This is a genomic window from Aeromonas sp. QDB56, from assembly GCF_027705505.1.
Classification (GTDB): Bacteria; Pseudomonadota; Gammaproteobacteria; order Enterobacterales; family Aeromonadaceae; genus Aeromonas; species Aeromonas caviae.
Window position 1 is genome coordinate 1 of sequence record NZ_JAPDBZ010000290.1, and the last position, 1,089, is coordinate 1,089.

Annotated in this window: 3 protein-coding genes; all 3 read left to right on the forward strand. The window is 56.5% G+C overall.

Annotated elements, in window-relative coordinates; all coding sequences use genetic code 11:
- Positions 1 to 225 (forward strand): hypothetical protein (locus tag OKB81_RS20455; RefSeq protein ID WP_270805442.1); only part of this gene is annotated, 225 nt, incomplete at its 5' end.
- A gap of 56 nt (positions 226 to 281) precedes the next feature.
- The gene (locus OKB81_RS20460; RefSeq protein ID WP_160839559.1) at positions 282 to 521 is read left to right on the forward strand and encodes a type II toxin-antitoxin system CcdA family antitoxin; all 240 of its coding nucleotides are present in this window, start codon (positions 282 to 284) and stop codon (positions 519 to 521) included.
- Complete coding sequence (locus OKB81_RS20465) at positions 521 to 829, forward strand: CcdB family protein (protein WP_134997959.1); 309 nt, start codon at positions 521 to 523, stop codon at positions 827 to 829. The genes OKB81_RS20460 and OKB81_RS20465 overlap by 1 nt, the downstream gene beginning before the upstream one ends.
- The last annotated feature ends 260 nt before the right edge of the window (positions 830 to 1,089 follow it).

Sequence of the window (1,089 nt, forward strand, 5' to 3'; positions counted from 1 at the left end):
GGTGCCGTTCGTGTCGTGGTCGCCGTCGGACAACCTGGCGGCTGGACGCTGCTGGTGCGCTACGGTCTGGCCGAACGTGCCCTGGCCGCCCAGCGCAGCAAACAACTCCGGGTCTTTCGTAAGCTCGATACCTTGCAGGCCTATTTGCAGGACATCGGCGTGGTCCGCTTTGAGATCGATGCCGCCGGGTTTGAGGTTGCTCCGAGACGCTTGTTGGGATCTTGAATAGGGATGTGTTAATGTTGGCACGTGTCACGACACGTGCTTAATTGGAGGTCATCATGGTCGCAGCAGCAATGCGCAGCAAGAGAACGGTCAGCGTCACGCTGGAGCCCTGCTTGTTGGAACGAGCCAGAGCGGCGGGGATCAACCTGTCAGCCACCCTTGCAACCGCGCTACAGAATGAAATCAGCGGCTCAGAAGCAGAACGCTGGAAGCGTGAGAACAGTGCAGCCATACAGACGCTGAACCGCATCACCGAGGAGCACGGCCTGCTCTCCGACGATTACAGGGCGTTTTGATGCAGTTCACTATCTACCGCAACAAGGGCAATGCCCGCGCTTACCCCTATTTGCTGGATGTGCAAAGCGACATCATTGGCGAGCTGGCCACCAGGATGGTGATCCCACTGTTCCCGCTGGTAGCCTTCACTGGACGGCCAGCGCAGCGGCTGAATCCGGTGATCATCGTTGAGGGTGATAAGTATTTGGTGATGACGCAGGACATGGCAGCGGTGAGGCTGGCGCAGCTTGGGGATGAAGTCACTGGTGTGCAGGAGTCGCGTCAGCTCATCAAGGACGCGATAGATTTCTTGTTTGATGGTGTGTAACGTATTGCCCAGAAAGGACAAACCCCGAATCTCTTTCATCAACTTGGCGGAAGACGGAACGAGAGTTCGGGGCTAGGTACGCAACCTATGGGAAAAGTCTAACACATGGTTATTTATAGACAACCAACTCCCCCCTCATTCCACCTATCTTGTGTGGAAGAGTGTGGAGTTTGCACCGCCAATTTGGGGTTCTAGGGATTTTCCGTCCAAAAACGACAAAGTGCTCTGGAGGCCACGCCGTCCGCGGCCTCCAGAGGGGT